General features: G+C 40.7%; 14 protein-coding genes. 5 read left to right on the top strand and 9 right to left on the bottom strand.

Translation table 11 applies throughout. The features are described 5' to 3' along the window. Positions 1-181 precede the first annotated feature (181 nt). The gene (locus H6G86_RS13710; RefSeq protein ID WP_190934787.1) at positions 182-1,408 is read left to right on the top strand and encodes a tetratricopeptide repeat protein; all 1,227 of its coding nucleotides are present in this window, start codon (positions 182-184) and stop codon (positions 1,406-1,408) included. 34 nt (positions 1,409-1,442) lie between these two features. Here the strand turns inward: H6G86_RS13710 and H6G86_RS13705 are convergent, their stop codons facing one another. The 6 genes from H6G86_RS13705 to H6G86_RS13680 all read right to left on the bottom strand — a co-directional run bounded on the left by H6G86_RS13705 (position 1,443) and on the right by H6G86_RS13680 (position 9,088). After that, positions 1,443-2,006 carry a Uma2 family endonuclease gene (locus H6G86_RS13705; RefSeq protein ID WP_190934786.1) on the bottom strand — a complete coding sequence of 188 codons (564 nt, stop codon included), beginning with the start codon at positions 2,004-2,006 and terminating at the stop codon, positions 1,443-1,445. Positions 2,007-2,054: 48 nt separating this feature from the next. Then, a complete protein-coding gene (locus H6G86_RS13700) occupies positions 2,055-3,635 on the bottom strand; it encodes a DHA2 family efflux MFS transporter permease subunit (protein WP_190934785.1) in 1,581 nt (526 codons plus the stop codon). A 260-nt stretch (positions 3,636-3,895) separates the two neighbouring features. Beyond that, entirely contained in the window at positions 3,896-5,155 is a 1,260-nt protein-coding gene (locus H6G86_RS13695) for an MFS transporter (protein ID WP_190934784.1), read from the bottom strand. Positions 5,156-5,274: 119 nt separating this feature from the next. Next, positions 5,275-6,723, bottom strand: a complete 1,449-nt coding sequence (locus H6G86_RS13690; RefSeq protein ID WP_190934783.1) for an HlyD family secretion protein — start codon at positions 6,721-6,723, stop codon at positions 5,275-5,277. A gap of 157 nt (positions 6,724-6,880) precedes the next feature. Next, entirely contained in the window at positions 6,881-7,348 is a 468-nt protein-coding gene (locus H6G86_RS13685; RefSeq protein WP_012410030.1) for a MarR family winged helix-turn-helix transcriptional regulator, read from the bottom strand. 81 nt (positions 7,349-7,429) lie between these two features. After that, a complete protein-coding gene (locus H6G86_RS13680) occupies positions 7,430-9,088 on the bottom strand; it encodes an ArnT family glycosyltransferase (RefSeq protein WP_190934782.1) in 1,659 nt (552 codons plus the stop codon). A 136-nt stretch (positions 9,089-9,224) separates the two neighbouring features. On the opposite strand from H6G86_RS13680, the gene H6G86_RS13675 reads away from it, so the two are divergent. Beyond that, a complete protein-coding gene (locus H6G86_RS13675) occupies positions 9,225-9,869 on the top strand; it encodes a class I SAM-dependent methyltransferase (protein ID WP_190934781.1) in 645 nt (214 codons plus the stop codon). A gap of 151 nt (positions 9,870-10,020) precedes the next feature. Continuing rightward, positions 10,021-10,476: an EVE domain-containing protein gene (locus tag H6G86_RS13670; RefSeq protein WP_190934780.1), complete on the top strand. Its 456-nt coding sequence runs from the start codon at positions 10,021-10,023 to the stop codon at positions 10,474-10,476. Positions 10,477-10,639: 163 nt separating this feature from the next. On the opposite strand, the gene H6G86_RS13665 is transcribed toward H6G86_RS13670, so the two are convergent. The 3 genes from H6G86_RS13665 to H6G86_RS13655 all read right to left on the bottom strand — a co-directional run bounded on the left by H6G86_RS13665 (position 10,640) and on the right by H6G86_RS13655 (position 14,539). Then, positions 10,640-11,464, bottom strand: a complete 825-nt coding sequence (locus tag H6G86_RS13665) for a M90 family metallopeptidase (RefSeq protein WP_190934779.1) — start codon at positions 11,462-11,464, stop codon at positions 10,640-10,642. A 232-nt stretch (positions 11,465-11,696) separates the two neighbouring features. Then, entirely contained in the window at positions 11,697-13,619 is a 1,923-nt protein-coding gene (locus tag H6G86_RS13660; RefSeq protein ID WP_190934778.1) for an Hsp70 family protein, read from the bottom strand. 14 nt (positions 13,620-13,633) lie between these two features. Next, positions 13,634-14,539 carry a hypothetical protein gene (locus H6G86_RS13655; protein WP_190934777.1) on the bottom strand — a complete coding sequence of 302 codons (906 nt, stop codon included), beginning with the start codon at positions 14,537-14,539 and terminating at the stop codon, positions 13,634-13,636. A 155-nt stretch (positions 14,540-14,694) separates the two neighbouring features. Between H6G86_RS13655 and H6G86_RS13650 the strand changes: the two genes are divergently transcribed. Together H6G86_RS13650 and H6G86_RS13645 are read left to right on the top strand one after the other, a co-directional pair. Further along, positions 14,695-15,486 (top strand): SAM hydrolase/SAM-dependent halogenase family protein, encoded by a 792-nt coding sequence (locus tag H6G86_RS13650; RefSeq protein ID WP_190934776.1) that lies wholly within the window; start codon positions 14,695-14,697, stop codon positions 15,484-15,486. A gap of 263 nt (positions 15,487-15,749) precedes the next feature. Beyond that, entirely contained in the window at positions 15,750-17,249 is a 1,500-nt protein-coding gene (locus H6G86_RS13645; RefSeq protein WP_190934775.1) for a cryptochrome/photolyase family protein, read from the top strand. Positions 17,250-17,285: the final 36 nt, after the last annotated feature.

Here is a 17,285-nt window from a genome sequence, read left to right as displayed (position 1 = left end):
TAGAGACATAAAGCAATGTAGGCAAGCAGGGGCTTGTCATGCCCATACGACAAATCTCTATGTATGTATCAGAGTTTTCGTGAATTAGTATTACGCTTCGGAATTGCTGAAATAAGGTAAAAATAATAGGGCATGGGGATAATTACCTCATGTAACTAACTCAAGGCAAGGTAAAGTACCCATGCTCAGGCGCTTAATTGTGATTGTTACTGCCGCTATACTCTTTAGCAGTTCCTTGACGCTGGCACAGACTAAAAAGCCCAAACCACCGGATAAATTTCCTCCTAGTCCCTTAGAAATCACCACACCCGATCCACTACTGCCACGTTTACCCAAGGATAAACAGCCGTTAACTCTCCAAGAACAGCAAAACTTAGAACTAGCGCTGGATGCCTTAAATCAACAAGCAGCAGCGAAACTGCAAGCAGGGGATCAGGTAGCGGCGTTTGAAATTTGGAACCGGGAACTTCGCTTGCGGCGCTTTTTAGGTTCGTTAGCAGAGGTGCAAGCACTATCACGAGTCGGGGCGATCGCTTGGAAGCAAAATGATGGGGAAGAAGTACAATATATTACGCAGCGATTGCAAGCAATTCAAAAGCAGGCGCAATCTCAGAAAACAACTGCTCAAGTTGATCTAGAATTATGGCGATCGCTAGCCCAAGCTTACCAAAATGTGCGATCAATTAAACTAGCTGTAGAAGCTTACGACCAAGTTTTGTTAGTGTTGCGGCAGCAAAAAGATACAGCAGCAGTAGTAGAAATGCTCAAGACAATTGGGGAACTACATTTAACTTGGTTTGATTATACCAAAGCCGCCCCAGTCTACGAGGAATTATTGAGTTTAGCTACATCTCTTGGCAAACGTGTAAATGAGGTAACATATCTGCAACGGCTGGCTTACATTTACGAGCAGACACAACAACCGCAGCAGTCATTGAATGTACTTAACAAGCTAGTTGAAATTTACACTAGTGAAAATAATCTTACTGTAATCCCAGAATTAAAGCTAGCGATCGCTGCAAATTACGAATCTCTAGCCAAGAAAGATCCTAACTTACTGCTAGAAGCTTTTCAAAATTATCAAGAAGCTTATACCACTGCTTGGCAATTACGCGAGTATGTTCGTGCTGGCGACGCTTTGCAAAAGTTAATTGCACTGTACCGTTCTCAAGGACAAATAGACGAGGCTTTGCAGGCTAGCCAAATCCTTGTACAGACACAGACGCAATCTGCCAATTTTTACGGGATAATGCAAGCTTATGACCAAATTGGGCAATTGTATCTAGAACAGAAAGATTTTCCTCAAGCATTAACAGCTTTTAAAAAAGGGTTGGAAATAGCACAACAACTAAAACATGAAGAAGCATACTTTACTAAGCAAATTGAAAAAATATCATCTAATCGATAATACCTATTAATTGATTATTCAACTGAGATGCTTTTCAGCTTAATACATCTTCATATATTTCGGCGATCGCACACCGAAAATCAACGCTAGCTAAATGCACTTCTTGTTCTTGTTCATAAGGATAAAGTACCCAGTGTCCTTGTTCATTGCGGCGGAAGCATTCGACACTCATTTGGTCTGGTGAAATTAGCACATATTCTTGTAGTGATTCTAAGTGTCGATAACTAGCGAATTTCTTGCCTCTATCAAAGCTTTCTGTTGAATCAGAAAGCACTTCGATAATTAGGCAAGGATAAGATTTAAAATATTCATATTCTCTATCTCGTGTATCACAAGTCACCATGACATCAGGATAGAAATAGCGATTTATCAGATCAATCTGTGCTTTCATATCTGCCATGTAGACACGGCATCCACTACCCCGCAGATGGTTTCGCAGCAGTATAAACACATTTCCTACTACGGTGACATGAGCATCACTTGCCCCTGCCATCGCGTAGACTTGTCCATCAATATACTCATGTTTAATTTCACTTACTTTCTCGCCTTCTAGATATTCTTCTGGAGAGATATAGTACTCACTTTGGCTAATGACCATTTTAGTACCTTAGTAGTTTTATCAAATATTTTAACCCATACAACAAATTTAATGAGCGACAGCATTACCACTTGGCTTCACTTTTTTGAAGAATAAAACGGCGAGTCCACTGAGTAATAATGCAATGCCAATAAAGTAGAAACAATCATTAAAAGCCATTACATAAGCTTCCCGGCGGACTATATTAGATATGGATGCGATCGCTTGATTTTGCGCGGTACTCAAATCTGCTCCTTTGCTGACAAAATACTGTGTCATTTGGTCAATTCGCTGTTGAGTTTCTGGGTTATATAAAGATATCCCATCACCCAATCTATTTGAGTGAAATTGCTCTCTATTAGTTAATAAAGTAGCTAAAGATGCAATTCCTATAGAACCGCCCATATTCCGCATCATATTAAATAAACCACTTGCTGAACCTGCTTCTTTTGGACTCAATCCAGCAGTAGCGATAGAAGTTAGTGGCACCATAATTAGGGGTTGTCCCATTGCACGCACAAATTGCGACCAGCGTAACTGATCTAATCCAGTTTGATTAGTCATTCCAGAGTTCATAAATGCACTGATGGAAAACAATGTTACGCCAACAGCTACCATTAACCGTACATCAATACGTTGCATCAATTTGGGGATGAGGGGAATAATAAAAAGTTGAGGAATACCAGCCCAAATTAATACTTCACCAATTTGCAGCGCATTATATTTTTGGATTTGGGCAAGATACAACGGTAAAATATAAATTGAACCATACAATCCAACCCCCAGCGACACATTAACAATACTGGCTAAACCAAAGTTCCGCCTAAACAAAAGTCGTAAATTAATAAATGGTTGCTTACGAGTTAATTCTATAAAGAAAAATATCGCCAGAAAAATTACTGCGATCGCACTTAAGCGCAGAATCAGCGCTGAACTAAACCAATCTTTGCGGCTACCCTCTTCTAAAACAACTTGCAGGGAACCTAACCCAATAGCCATTGCAATAATTCCCCACCAATCACCTTGTTTCAGTAAATTAATTTGGGGACGTTCTTGCTTAATTCCGTACCAAACCCCAGCTAGCATTAATGCGCCTGGAATTACATTTATATAAAAGTTGTATTCCCAACCAAAATTTTCTGTTAACCAACCTCCCAATGTTGGGCCAATTGAAGGTGCAAAAACTGCACTAAACCCGAAAGCAGCCAGCCCAATTGATTGCTTAGATTGAGGTAAAGTCGTTAATACGACTGTCATAGCGGTGGGAATTAAAACTCCTCCACTAAAACCTTGCAAGGCGCGAAATAAAATCATGGAATTGAGATTCCACGACCAAGCGCAGCATATAGAAAAGAAAATAAATAGTGCAGTATTCACTAACAGATAACGTCGCAGAGAAAACACCCGCGATAACCATCCTGTTAAAGGAATTACCACAATCTCTGCTACTAAATAAGCGGTAGAAATCCAAGAGCCTTCTTCTAAAGTTGCTCCTAAACTTGCTTGAATATCTTGCAGTGAAGCATTAGTTATTTGAATATCTAATACCGCCATAAATGCACCAAGCATACTGGCTAATACACCAATCCAGGTTCTTAGCGGTACGCGTTCTGGTAGTGCTTGCTGATGAATTACACCTGTATTAGCCATAGTGTTGTTCCAGTTTAAAAGTTAAATAACAAAATTATTATCAAACAGAATTCAGGAGTCTGGTGGTCGCCGAGCGCAGTCGAGGTGAGCCAGAATACCCTTTCAGGTAAGCAAGCTACAGAATTAATTTTGTGCAACTGGCAGATAAACAAACAGTGTCTTGATTCTGATAGCGCAACGGTAGCGAATCTGCGAACGTCTTCCTGGGTTAGGAATTATTCTCCAATAAATTTTATACCATCTCTTTGCGTTTTTTTATCCTAAGCTTTATGAGTTATTACAATGCCCTTTTGCTCATAAATTGGACGCATTATCTGCCTTAAAGCAGGCAACTGTCTGCTAAAAACTATAGAACCTAAAATACAAGCTATCCCATCAATAATTAAAGTATTGGGTGCGCCAATACGACTGGCTAATACACCTCCTAACAAGTTGCCCACAGGAATCATCCCCAAAAATGACATTGTGTATAAGCTCATCAATCGCCCACGTTTGTCATCTTCAACAATTGTTTGTAAAAATGTGTTGCTAGCAGCAATCTGGAGAATTGTACCTAAGCCAACAAATAACATTGTAAATAAAGAAAGAGGTAAATATCGAGATAAAGAAAAGGCAATTAAACCAACTCCTAAAATTGCTGGAGCTAAAGCAATCAATTTACCAATTCCTAAGATTGTTTGGCGCGTAGCTAGATAAATTCCACCAGTTAAAGCTCCAACTCCAGATGCCGCCATCAAAAAACCCAAACTCTCTGCGCCACCTTTGAGTACTTGTTCTGCAATAACTGGTACGAGAATAGTGTTTTGCAGTCCCATGAGACTGACTAAAGTTGATAGCAACAAAATCGAGCGAATGGGTGGAAAGCTAAAGGCATATACAAATCCCTCTTGAACTTTTTGTAAGGGATTCCCGTCTGTCACGACATTTTTCCAAGGCTTAACTTTCATTGCCAATAAAGCAGCGAGTACAGCAATGTAGCTTAAACCATCTATTAAAAAACAATAGCCAGTTCCAACTTTAGCAATTAGTAAACCTCCGATCGCAGGGCCAATCAATCTAGCACCGTTGATCATGGTAGAGTTGATAGCGATCGCATTGGCTAAATCTTCTCTACGTTCAACCAGTTCTGGGACAAATGCTTGGCGGGCTGGTGCATCTAAGGCGTTAATAAATCCTTGACACAAGCTCAAGGCGATGATGTGCCATACCTCAATCACACCAGTCAGCGCCAGTACTGCTAATGTTAACGATTGAATCATCGCCAAGATTTGTGTACCAATTAAGGTACGATATCGAGAAAATCGATCTACAAATACTCCGCCAAAGGGAGCTAGAAAAAAGCTAGGAATTTGACTCGAAAATCCCACAACTCCTAGCATTAATGCGGAGTTTGTCAAGTTATAAACTAGCCAAATCGTCGCAAGTTGTGTCATCCATGTCCCAATTAGGGAAATACCTTGTCCGGCAAAAAACAACTGGTAGTTTTTTGACCTTAAAGCAGGTAATAATGGTTTTTTCATGTCAGGTTTATTTTATACCAATCTGCTCTCACAAATATCATTTCACCTCATCTTTATCCGCCTCTCTATAGATGTAGGAGAATGTCATAACAAGAGAGAGGTTTGCAGGCAACTTGGTATTACTTGACTTCCACAGCTACTTCCGCAGACATCCCCGGAGTAATCCGCGATTCGTATCCTTGAATGCTCTTTTGGTCAAAAACTACTTTGACTGGGATGCGTTGGACAACTTTGGTAAAGTTACCTGTAGCGTTATCCGGTGGCAATAAGGCAAACTGAGCGCCGGAAGCTGGCGAAAGACTTTCAACACGACCAACAAAGGTATGATGAGGGAAAGCATCTAGCTTGATTTCTGCCATCTCTCCTGGGCGCATCTTTTCTAATTGGGTTTCTTTGAAGTTTGCAATTACCCAATACTCGTTATCCACGATCGCCATTAATGGTGTTCCTGCTGCAACTCGGTTGCCAACTTCCACGTTTTTTCTACCGACTCGTCCGGCACTGGGGGCGGTAACGTTGGCGTAGGATAGTTGTAATTGCGCGTCTTTGAGCGATGCTTCCGATTGCGCGATCGCAGCTTTTGCCGCTTCATATTGGCTACGTTTGACTGTTGTATCTTGTCCGCCTGCGGTAGCTTGTTGCAATCCACCTTTGGATGCTGCCAATTTCGCTTGGGCGTTGGTGACATTTTCTTGCGCTTGCGCTAGTTGAGATTGGGCTTGGGTTACACCAACTTTGGCTGAGGCTAACTTAGCTTGGGCTTGTTCTACTCCTTGAATAGCAGCGTTTTTTTGTGCCGTCGCTACATCATAAGTTGCCTTAGCGGTGTCTAATTGCTGACGAGCGATCGCACCATTTTTATACAATTCATTGTAACGATTGTAATCTGCTTGGGCTTTTTCCAAATTCGCATTGGCTTGCGCTACCTGCGCTTGGGCGGCGGGAATCCCTGCTTCGGCTAATCTGACTTGGGCTTGCGCGGCTGGTATCCCAGCTTGGGCTTCTTGTACTGCTGCTTGGGCTGTGGAAATTGCTGCTACCGCACCGCTAACATCTCCCTGCGCTTGAGTTGTCTTACCAGTGGTGGTTTGTGAACTTAAAGCAATATTTGCTTGGGCAGCTTGGGCTTGTCCACGTGCATTTTCTAAGGCTGCTTGTGCTTGCTGTACCTTACTTTCATAGTCTCGTGGATCTAACTTCACTAACAACTGTCCTGGTTGCACCAGTTGGTTGTCATTCACAAGCACCTGACTTACAGTTCCAGGAATTCGGCTACTAACTTGGTGAATGTTTCCCGCAACGGTGGCGTTGTCTGTTTCCTGGTGGGTGGAGGCGTATTGCCAATAGTTATAACCAAAAGTGCCTGCGACGATCGCACCCACACCTAATCCTGCCAAAATCAAACCAGTCGGTTTTTTCCGCTTTGGTGGAACTTCTTTCTCGATCTCAGGAGTTACAACAGGTGCTTCTGCGGTTACAGCTTCTAAAGTCTCGGAATTAGGAATCAATTCTTTTTCTATAACTATGGTTTTGTTTTGGTTGCGTCCGTTAAATGTATTGGTTTTCATGATTCTTAACTCGCTTGTTCGATGATTTGATTGATAGTCGTTTATTTAGAATGCGTAGTATTTTCTGAAAAAAATTTTATTTCCTTAGTATGCGTAATATTATCTCAAAACAAATCTTTACAGCACCTCCCCCAGTCGGGTGATTGTGAGGTTATCTTTAGGAGAGGTTAGCGATCGCCCGATTTAAGATTTGGGAAAACAGTTCTCGGTCAGCAAAAGAAATGCCGTCCATTGCTTCGTCCCTGACTGCGGCGGCGATTGGGGGTAAAATAGTTTCTAGTTCTTTACCTGCATCCGTTAGCCAGATCCGCCAGATGCGGCGATCGTGAGTGTCGCGTTCTCGACGCACCAAACCGCGTTCTTCCATCCGATCGAGTACGCCTGTTAAAGTTCCTCCTACTTGTTTGAGTTTGTCTCCAATACTAGAAGTAGGTAAACCATCTTCTTGCCACAAACAGCACAACACCAACCAGTGAAATGGTGTAAGTCCAAAGGGTTCTAGCTTATCTGTAAACTTGCGACTGAGCAATTGTGAGACTAATTTGATTCTGTAGCCCAAATTGTATGGTGCCAGATTTTGCTGCCACGACTCTAAAGCTGGAGAATGATTAGATGTAGAAACCATTTAGCAAAATACTTAGTATGCGTACTATTGTCTATAGTATATAAATCAACATTTTTTAGCAATAGGTGCTTTGCATCTATCTTAGGGAAGAAATTGGATCAACTGGTACTCTTTGACAGTGCCGAGAATACGGTGAGGTCTAGATAATTTAGGGGATTGGTCACTATATATCCAAGCATAGCTCAAAGCTGGGATTTGCGAAATAGAGGCTACTTGCTGGGCATGAATAGGAAGATAGAACTCAAATAGGACTTCGGTTTTCTGGTCTATTTCCACATAGTAGGTAGGATGAGATTGGAGAATTGAGGCGATCGCACTTTGTTGTAAAAAAGTTTTCAAAACATGGTTATAGTCACTTAACAGACCTATACTACCAATCGTCGCCAAAGCTAGCCAACAGGGAATTAACCAACCTGCAATCCAATAACGCGCTGTGAGAAACTTCTTGCCAAAATGGTAACGACTAATCCACACCACAGGTAAAATTAACCAACCCAAGCCCATAGCCAAGCCAATAGTTGCATACTTGCGAAAATCAAAACTACCCCAACTAAAAATGCCAATACTCGCTATAACAAGCAAAAAACCTAACCCACCAAAGCCATAACTGAGATTTCGAGGAAGATTCTTTTTGGCAAAAAGGCTTAATATATTTATTTTATCTTTTTCGAGAGGTAATGGGGGGGTAATTCCTGTCTGGTAAATACTACCTAACCAGTTTAAACCCACAGATGCAAACAAAGCTATAAACGGATAAAGGCAAAGACTATAATGAGGGAGACGAGTGCTAAAAAGACTAAGCTCACAAAATAGAATAAGTGGAAAGCCAACTAATATTAACTGATAACGAGGAATTGGACGACGTATAGTCAAAAATAAACCTAAAAGTCCGAAAAAAGCCCAAGGAAATGCTTTTAAAAGAATATTCCATAAATAAAACAGCCGATCATTTCTATAATTATTTTCAGAACCTAGCTGCATAACAAACTTAAGCAACTCTTCAAAACTCTGATTTCCGTAGTGCAGCCAGCTTAAACACAGCCAAACACAGGTAGGGATTAAACCTACAAAAAAACCTAAATACAAAAATGGGTTAGTAAGATGATGATGACGGCGATGTTCCCAAATTAAATAAGGGAATAAAGCGATGATTGGCAAAAAAATCATAAAGCTTCTGACTAAGAAGCCTAAACCTAAACTTAAACCAGCTATAAAACTCCAAAAATAGCGATATTTAGGATATGATTCTGTTTTTATTAAAGATAAAATAGCTAAAAGTACCAATAGAACCATCGGTATATCAGGTGTACTTAAGCGAGAGTATTGCAGCCAGAGAAATTCCACACTTAAAATAGCAGCAGCAAGCCTTGCTAATTTTTTGCCTAGCATACTTTTGCCGATTTCATACACAAGCCATAAGCTAAAAATGCTAGCAATCATACTAGGAAGACGCGCACTAGTATCACTCATACCAAACACCTTGTAGAAACTGGCAATTAACCAATAAGGGCCAGGGGTTTTATGATGTGCCGTTGTCCAAGGAGTTATCCAATTACCAGAATCAAACATCAGACGCGCACGCGAAGCGTAAAGCGCTTCATCATGTGCCATCAGGCTATTGTGCCCAGAAGTAAATAATAATAAGGGAAGTATCCAAAGTAACAAGCTCAAATATGGTAATAATCCCACTAGGCGCGTTTGTCGCCAAATATGCCGCAAGATATGTAATTTATAAAACATTGAATTGATAAAATTGATGCTGCTATTTAGACTCGTTTATGTGTCTTGCTGTTATTAAAATATGTTACATAGTGTTTTTTGAACAATACCTGAAATTGCCGCATTTTTTGAAAAAAGTACTCCAAAACAGAGATTTATGCAATTAAGACCGAATCAACGCCAGAAATTAGACGACAAAGACGATAAGCTGTTCTATGCCTATCCCCGCTTTGTTACCCATGTGGATGAAGGATTTATTCAACAGCTAACGGATTTATACCGCGATCGCCTGAAACCCAACACCCGCATTCTTGATATGATGAGCAGTTGGGTGTCCCATCTACCAGAAGAGATGCAGTTTGACCATGTGGAAGGACATGGACTCAACGCTGAGGAACTAGCACGAAATCATCGCTTAAATCATTACTTTGTGCAAAATCTTAACGAAAATCCGCAGCTACCTTTAATAGACGCAGATTTTGATGCTGTTCTCAATTGCGTATCTGTGCAATATATGCAATATCCAGAAGCAATATTTTCCGAAATTTACCGCATCCTGAAACCTGGTGGTGTCGCAATTATCAGCTTTTCTAACCGGATGTTTTTTGAAAAGGCGATTCAGGCTTGGCGGGAGGCTTCAGAAACACAGCGAGTAGAATTAGTCAAAGCCTACTTCGCCTCAGTCCCAGGATTTACAACCGCAGAAGTTATAGTTCATAAGTCAACATTACCGAATTTATTTCAGTGGTTGGGCGCAGCTGGAGGAGATCCGTTTTATGCTGTTATAGCTTACCGCAGTTAAGTCAAAAATTCACTAGTACAATGTCTAAGCTAGTGCAAGAGAGCTTGTAGTAAGCACTTTAGTGCTTAAAAAATAAGGACTAAAGTCCTTACTACGAACTTATTTACCTGCTCAAAATTAAAATGCTTTTGTATCTAGATAATTTTTGTAGATGAATTATTGGCTAATGAAATCAGAGCCAGAAGCCTATAGCATTGCTGACCTTCAACAGCAAAGCCAGACTATCTGGGACGGTGTTCGCAACTATCAAGCTCGTAACTTTTTGCGCCAAATGGAGGAAGGAGACTTAGCTTTTTTTTATCACTCCAGTACTAATCCTCCCGGTATTGTTGGGTTAATGCGTATAGTGAAAAAAGATATTGCTGACCCGACCCAGTTTGAGCCAGAAAGTAAATACTACGACCCGAAATCAACTTTCGAATCCCCTCGGTGGCAAACAGTTTTAGTGGAATTTGTTGAGGCTTTTTCTAACCCTATCTTGCTATCAATACTCAAAGAAAAGTTTAGCGATGAAGACTTAATGTTGATGAGACAAGGAAATCGATTATCGGTGATGCCTGTCCCTGAAGCAGTGGCTTTGAAGATTCTGGCAATGAAAAGCTCATAGTTGAAAATTACTAACTTGCAATTCACTGTAAAATTCAAGGTTTGTAGTGAGGACTTTAGTCCTTTCTACACGAACGAAATCAGGACTAAAGTCCCAACTACTAACATTTTTGAAGGAAGGTTGATTAACTGAATATAATGTGATTTCTTCTTACCTACTTACTTTACGCCCATTGCCCAGGATCTAATTGATAGTAACGTTGCAATTGCTCATAAAGTGCCGGATGCTTAGATAGCAATTGGTGTGGTTTCTCAAAGAATGTCTCAGTTGCTACGGCAAAAAATTCTGCGGGATTCGTTGCGCCATAGCTATCCATTACCGTCCTTGCACCTTGTAGAACATCATTACAAAGTTGCTGATATGCTTCTGTCATCACCTTCGCCCAAATAGGATAGTCTGAGTTGTGTTGCAGTATCGGAACTCCTTCAGCTTTACCATCTTCTTGATCTAACTGATGGGCGAATTCATGAAGCACAACGTTACGTCCATCTCTCCAGTTATGAGTGTCTTGTTTCACCTGTTCCCAAGACAGTACTACTTGGTCATTTGTCCACGATTCTCCTAGTCTGGCCACACGCCTTTCTTCAACAACATATTTTCCGATAGAAGTCGTTTCTTGAACAAAATAAGCATTGGGATAAACCAGAATTGAACGAAGTCTAGGGAAGTATTGCCCACGTTCATTTAATAAAAGTAAACAGGCGATCGCAGCAAGAGTAACTTTCATTTCCTCCGTCACCTGTAATCCTCTACAACCAATAAATTGCTTTTCTGCTAAAAATACTTGAATATGTCCCTGAAGTCGTCTGATTTCATCGGGAGAGAGACACAGATAAATAGGAAGATTATTTTCAATAATTGCATTCCATAGCGGGGGGAAAGGACGGTGTTTAATACGGACTCTTCGCCTTTTCACTAGGATAGGATTGGCTACAATCCCAGCTATAACTAGTCCAATGATGAGAAAAACAACTATTGTTTGAATCATTGAATTTTGAGTAATTTATATATTTAATTAACTGACTTTTGTCTCTAAGCTCACCTCTTTTTTTACTGTTATAAAGCTAGCCCTTTAAAGGTGGGTAAAAATTTTATATAAATTATTCTTTAACCTCTTCTCTCTGTGTTCTCTGCGCCTCTGCGGTTAAATAAATTCTAAACCGCAGAGGCACAGAGAGCGCTGAGATTATAAAAACTATATTTACTGCTATATATCACCACTATTGGATCAGAATTATGCAAGATTGGACTTTGGTAGATAGGGTTTTTTGCAGCCCTTGCTCAACTTTGCTAATCAGTTTATCAAAAGCCTCTTGATCTGCTGTCAATTGTTCTTGAAGAACTTTCTCTAACTCAGGCTTTATTTGCTCACACATCTCCTCGATTTTTTTGTCACTCAAAAAACTAGAACGAACCCAACTAGGTACATCCACATTTGTCTTGATTACTTCTTGAACACTCTTACGATTTAGCTCCATTCCTGCCGCCATCACCGAAGCCCCATATACTAGTGCAATAGGCCAGGTTAAATGTCCCGTTAATATAAGAGTGATGATGCTAGCTACAGTGCCTCCACCAATTACTACATTGACAATAAAGCCCACTGTCTCAGCAAGGATAGCATCTCCAATCCGTAACTCTGGGTTAACAAAATTTGGGTCAATACTATCCTGGAACCTTAAGCTGCTTCTAGGTATGTGAAACTTTCGACATATTGGATCGGTTTGTGCGGCTAAATCTGGTTGGATTTTATTGCTAAACCAAGAAGCGCATTGATGATTAATTATCTGCACAGCGCGTTCGCTTTTGAGCCACTGTTCTGCTCGACCGATTAAAGATGTTTCCAAATCGGCTAAAGTCCGTATTTTGTTTTTTTGCCAATCTTTTAAAGCTGGTTTAACTGCGTTGGCAAGCAAGCCATCTGTCAAAGGCTTAGTTAATGATTCGATTAACTCCGGGATATGCCTTTGAATCAAATCTTTAAGCTGGTTCGAGGTAAATAGTTTGTTGACTTCTTCCTTAAAAGCAGCAGCACGCAGATCCCATCGTCCTACTCGTGCTAAACCCAGTGCAATACACCGTTCCGGTTCTGGATCGGGGCGAAGCAGGGTTTCTGGTTCGGGAAACATTTCTTGACAAAGCAAGTGCGTAAACTTCATCCGAGATGCACCGCCAGTCATCAGCAGAAGTTTTGGCACAATTCCAAGTTTTTCTAGCTTTTCTTTCGCCTCGGTTAAAGAGTCGCTAAACGATCGCACCCAACTCTGATGTCCCAGTTCCGGTAAGGGCTGGTTTAAAATTTCCTCCATCATCAATTTATTGACTTGGGGAATAAAATAAATCTGTTCGTTAATCGACTCGAAGCCACGCGCAAAGGATTCAGGATCGCTGTATAGCTGTTCATTAGAAAAGTAATCTTCTTTAGCTTTGCGACAAGCAAGTTCACAACGAGCTTGGTGATGCGGATATTCCTGAAATACTTTTTCGAGTAATGCTTTTTGTTCGTGGTTGGCCAGAGTCCGAGCAAAAATAGCTTTGTCAATTAGAGATGCACCTAAAGTATTACTCCCGAAATCTATCGGGATCTCTTCTAAGCTCTTAACCAAAGTAAAATCTGTGGTTGAAGAACCAATATCGACAATTAGCACCGATGCAACAAGTTTGTCATACTCCAATTTCCCGGCTTCCTTGGCTTGCATGAAAGCGGCCCGCGATTCGGGTACAACATTTAGTTGGGGAATACCAGCTTCTTGAAGTAGCTTTTGGTATTCGGTGCGATCGCTAACTGACCATCCTGAAGGGCAACCTATGTAAAAATAGCTACCTTCTCCACCTTCCAGTTGTTTGCTTTCTTTCAAAAGGCGGTAGTAGGTTGCTACAAAAGTGCTAATTGTTTCCCGATATTTAGGATCGTTATTGGGTTTTTGCTTAAAAGAAATTGTCAGTTGGGTAACGCCAGCTTGAATTAATGCTTGTTCGCCGACAAGATAACCGAGTTTAGGATGCCAACCCAGGGCTGTAATTTGGTTCTTCTTGTTATTAATCTCCAGCATCTGCGGGGGATCAATGCTTTCCACTATCGCTTTAGCTACAGCCGTTTCACCGTGCCCCAAATCAAAACCGATTGTTTCTAAAATTTCCATACCCTTATTGTCTATTATTCTCTAGCAGAGGAATATGCTGGCTCAATTACCCTACCGCGCCTAATCAAGCGATCGCCTTTTAATAAAGCCGGAGTTAGAGTCACATGTTCTTTGGTATCGGGGTCGATACTTGGCTCAAAGTCAAAATAATTGCGATCGCTATGAGGGTCATTTGGTCGGTAAATTTGAGTGTTAATTCCTTGAGACATTAAAATCTGTGGCAGAAGTTTTGCAAGTTCATAAGCCATTTGGGGTTTATCAAGTTTAGATGCACCCATTAGCCTTTGCAGAAAATTTAATAACTCTGGCAGTTCTTCTATTGCTAGATCGCCTTCATGTTTATTCCATTCTTCTACTCTAGCTACTGCTAGGTCGATAGTGTTGAGAGCATCGCCAAGATGATCTAAAAATACTTTGCTATCAACCCGGAGCAGAGGTTTAGGTAATTCCAATAGTTCTGAAGATATAGAATTTTGCTGATTCTTTAAGTCGAGTTGAAGCACAACTTCTACCCCTAGAAGTAGAGAGGTTAGTAAGATAGCCATCCATGCACCTGGGCTAGTTTTAGTTAAAGAGAATAACGAACCTAAGATGCCTATATAAATTAGCCCCTTTAGCAGTTTTAGAATTAATCTACTGGAAAAAAGGTTTGTACTTGGGTTAGTAAATTGCTTTTGTTCTGTTGGAGCAACTTGAGAATAGTTAGCCGCAGCGAGAGTGGCAATGGACTGCCGCAGGGTATCTAGGAAAAATGAAGCTAGACGAACTTGAGCTAAATTAAGCTTTTCAATGTAAATTCTTTCAAGATTATCAAGTCGGTTTTGTACCAGTTTAACTATCTGTTCAATACTGGTTGTATTATCAATATCTGTCTGAAGTTGGTTGCGTTCTTCGCTAAAAAGTGAAGTGATTGTTTTCATTGCGTTAACTAATACTTTAACGTTATTAATTAGGAGTGAAATTAACAAACAAGTGTTTATTTCACTCTGTAATCACATAATGACGGAATAATTCATAATTATGAATTACGAATTACGTTGATTGCAAATTACTACCCATCAGAAGGAGGAGCAGAATGTTTATCTGCGTCATTGCAGACTACGGTACAGGAGATCCGGCATTTATAGAAGTCACACAACGTCTGCTGATGGCTTTTCCCCATGCCCAAATTCATTTGCTTTCGGTGCCAGCATTCAGTACATTGGCAACAGGATTTTGGATTGCCCAACTAGGACTTAACCCAGGCCCTAGCGATCGCCTAATTTATCACAACTGTGCTCCTCGTCAAGATGATCCCGAAGCCCGTCGGGATAATGAAGGTGAAGGACTAACTTATGCCCTTTTATCCAATGGTGTAAAAGTAGTAGGTGTAAATGCGAACTACACTCTCTCCTTTATCAAAGACTATACAAAGGAGTTGCGAGTAGTGAACGTTTCTCGTGGTGGATCGCAGTTTCGCTCACGGGATGTGTTTCCTCCGGCTGCGGCTGCCATTATGAATGAAGATTTTAGCCTTCTGGGAGATAGCCTTAAGAACGAGCAAATCCCAGATGTTCCACCAGATCGAATTGCCTGGGTTGATGGCTACGGCAACATCAAAACAACTATTGGGGCGCATACACTAAACTTGGAGCCTCAAAGCAAGATTGTGATTCGAATTGGAGATGTGGTTAGTGATGCAGTATATTCTGATGGCAGCTTCAAGGTATCTGAAGGAACTTTAGCCTTTGCTCCAGGTAGTTCCGGTTGGCCAACAGGCGATTCAGAAGAACCATTGCGCTTTTTAGAGCTATTTCTGCGAGGAGGGAGTGCTTGGGAGCGCTTTGGCCGTCCCCGTGTGAATCAGCAAGTAACTCGAATTGCGTGAAATCCTGTAGTTGGCTTGTGTTTATGCATTTCATCAGTTATTCCAAAGCGATCGCACCCAAAAATTCTAGAGGAAAACTCATAAACTCCTAAATCAAATCCACTCCCCACGCCCTACAGATAAGCACTATCTATGTTTATCTGTAGGTATGGGCATTAGTGGTACTAACAATAACTAAAACAGAAAAGGATACAGAGCAACTAAATTTATTGATGGCGATTATTAATTTTGAATTTTGAATTTTGAATTCGGAGTGAAGCGACGTGACAATTGGGGTTTGGATATTAGGCGACCAACTTTGGGTAAAACAAGCAGCTTTAGAAAGTTGTTTTCATCAGGAAAATGTGCCTGTAATTTTGATCGAGTCATTGCATCATATTCAAGTAAGACCTTACCATCGGCAAAAGTTAGTCTTACTTTGGTCGGCAATGAGGCATTTTGCTCAAGAGTTGCGACAACTAAAATATTCAGTCACATACAAAATAGCTGAAGATTTTGAAGCACCACTCCAAGAATGGATTAGGGAAAATCAAATTACTCAGTTGCGGGTGATGACACCGAATGATCTACCATTCACCCAAATGATTCAAAGTTTAGAACTTTTCTGTACAATCACTTTGATTCCTAATAATCATTTTTTGTGGAGTACAGAAGAATTCAATCATTGGGCATCAGATCGTAAGCGCCTGTTAATGGAAGACTTTTATCGGGAAGGAAGGCGACGTTTCCAAATTTTAATGGAGAAAGATAAACCAGTTGGTGGACAGTGGAATTTAGATAAAGAAAATCGTCAACCACCCAAAGGTAAATTAAATACACCACCTGCACAATGGTTTGAACCAGACGAAATTACTCTCGATGTCATTGCTCAAGTTAATTCTCTCACTTGCCGAACTTATGGGGACATAAAACCTTTTCGCTGGGGGATAAATCGCCAACAGGCACTTCAAGTATTAGACTGGTTTATTCAAAATCGTCTACCACATTTTGGCCCCTACCAAGATGCAATGGTAACAGGGGAAGAAACAATGTGGCACGCGCTACTTTCTCCTTATTTGAATATCGGTTTACTCCAACCAATGGAGGTAATTCAAGCCGTACAACAAGCATACTTCCAACACCAATTACCTTTAAATAGTGTGGAAGGTTTCATTCGTCAGATATTGGGTTGGCGAGAATATATGCACGGCATCTATCACTATGTAGATGCAGATTACTCAGATAAAAATTGGTTTAGCCACACACAACCGCTACCGGAATTTTTCTGGACAAGTAGAACCGAAATGAATTGTCTACACCAGATTCTCACACAAGTGGAACGCACTGGCTATGCTCATCATATTCAACGGCTAATGGTGTTGAGTAATTTTGCTTTGATTGCCGGACTTTCACCACAATCTGTAGAAAACTGGTTCCATGCAGTGTTTATTGATGCTTATGACTGGGTAATGCAGACAAATGTTATTGGTATGGGTTTATTTGCTGATGGAGGTGTGTTGGCATCAAAACCTTATGCTGCTTCTGCTAACTATATAAATAAAATGAGTGACTATTGCAAAAGTTGTGTTTATAACCATAAGGAACGTGTCGGTAAAAATGCTTGTCCGTTCAACTTCTTCTATTGGGATTTTCTTGACAGACACCGCCAACAACTACAGTCTCAAGGAAGGATGAGTTTTATTTTAAAGAATTTAGATAAAATGTCTTCTGAAGAATTAAAGTCTATCCGCCAACAAGCCCAAGATTGGCACGCCCAGTCGTAGTGTATCGCAAGGTATTCAAAGCCAGTCACTTATCAG

This window comes from Nostoc sp. FACHB-133 (assembly GCF_014698055.1).
Lineage (GTDB): Bacteria > Cyanobacteriota > Cyanobacteriia > Cyanobacteriales > Nostocaceae > Nostoc.
Note: the sequence above shows the minus strand (reverse complement) of the source record. Positions and strands in the feature narration are given on the sequence as shown.